The sequence below is a fragment of the Mesorhizobium sp. M2A.F.Ca.ET.067.02.1.1 genome, assembly GCF_004023285.1.
Taxonomy (GTDB): Bacteria; Pseudomonadota; Alphaproteobacteria; order Rhizobiales; family Rhizobiaceae; genus Mesorhizobium.
This window is the reverse complement of record NZ_RZSB01000996.1, coordinates 1-1816: the sequence shown is the minus strand read 5'-3', so window position 1 is coordinate 1816 and position 1816 is coordinate 1. Positions and strand designations below refer to the sequence as shown.

At 61.8% G+C, this 1816-nt stretch carries 1 pseudogene; it reads right to left on the bottom strand.

From position 1 onward, the window contains the following. A pseudogene (locus EOA28_RS34630) lies at window positions 1-1608 on the bottom strand (OmpA family protein); the annotation flags it as partial. Between the last annotated feature and the right edge of the window lie 208 nt (window positions 1609-1816).

Sequence of the window (1816 nt, the reverse complement as noted above, 5' to 3'; positions counted from 1 at the left end):
TCCCGACACCTGGATAGATCGGGCGCGCGCATCGGGGCTCACATCACGAACCTTGGAGATGTCGAACTCCGGCCCGCCTTCTGAAAGCTGTCTTGCCGCTGCGCGCGCCCGATCTATCCAGGTGTCGGGAGCCTCACCCTCGGCAACGATGCGGCCATTGACGATCGAAAGTCGCACTTTATCCATCGGATACAGCGACGCCGTCAGCCGCTTCAACACGAACTGCGGCTCAAGGCTTTGATAGAATTGCCAGCTCGAATGAACGCGAGCGGGATCGACCTGCGTCCCGGACAGCAGTGACTGCGGGTCGACGGCAAGCGGGTCTCTCAGGCCGGTAATATAGAATTGGCCATCGCGCACATTCTGTTGGGCGACGATGATGCCGGGCTGCGTCTCCAGTCGCGACACGTAGGCCTCCCAACGCTCCTCGGGGCTCACATCACGTACCCCGGAGATGTCGAAGACCGGGCCGCCGGCTGAAAGCTGCCGGGCGGCCGCACGCGCCCGGTTGATCCACGCAGTGGTGGCCTCGCCTGCGGCAACGATGCGATCATTGACGACTGAAAGCCGCACCGAATCCGGCGGCGCGAGCGACGCCGTCAGCCGATTCAGCACGAACTGCGGCTCAAGGCTCTGGTAGAATTGCCAGCTTGCATGAACGCGAGCGGGATCGACCTGCGTCCCGGGCAGCAGCGACTGCGGGTCGGCGGCAAGCGGGTCTCTCAGACCGGTAATATAGAATTGGCCGTCGCGCACATTTTGATCGGCGACGATGATGCCAGGCTGGGCCTCCAGTCGCGACACATACACCTGCCAGCGCTCCTCGGCGCTCACATCGCGGACCCCGGAGATGTCGAAGACCGGCCCGCCTGCGGAAAGCTGCTGGGCAGCGGCCCGCGCCCGGTTGATCCACGTGGTGGTCGCCTCACCCTCGGCGACGATGCGACCATCGACGACCGAGAGTCGTACCGAATCCGGCGGCGCCAGCGACGCCGACAGCCGCTTCAGCACGAATTCCGGCTCGAGGCTCTGATAAAACTGCCAGTTTGAATGAACGCGGGCGGGATCGACCTCCGTTCCCGACAGCAGCGACTGCGGGTCCGCGGCGAGCGGGTCTCTCAGGCCGGCGACATAGAACTCGCCGCTACGGATTTTTTGGTCCGAAACGACTATGCCCGGTTGGGCCGCCAGCCGCGACAGGTAGGTCTGCCAGCGGTGTGCGGATTGCCAGGACAGAAAGAACCAACCGCCCGCCACGATCAATGCCAGCAGGACCGCCGTCACCACCAGCCACGGAAATCCCTCTTTCGAATCCATGTGCTGCAGCTCGACGCAGGTCTGCAACTGCGTCTCCACGCCGGGCAACTGGGAACTGTCGCCGTCGAACCGCTCCAGGGCCCGCGAGAATTCTTGATGGATGCGAAGCAGTACGTCGCGGATGACTTCATGCAGTTCCTCCGGAGGATTTCCCCGGATCACCGCAACCAGGGTCGCAAACTGTCCGACTTCCGACCAGAGGCGAAGTTCCCCAAACCGGATGGTGTCGAGGCCGCTGTTTTCCTTCTCCTTGAAAGAGTCCTTCACAAAATCCTGGATCGCGCTCAGCATCGAGGAAATCAGTTGAGGGTCTTCGCTGGTTGCGTCTTGGGAAGTTACATGCGCAATCAGGAGCCCGGAAGCGCGGCTGATGAGAAAGACATGTTCCACGCGATAGATAAGAGAATGCTTGAGAACAACTGCAGAGAAGCTTGTCCCCGTTCGCCAGGCTTCAAACCTCCACTTCAACCCATGCCATGTGAATATATGCCTTAGCGAC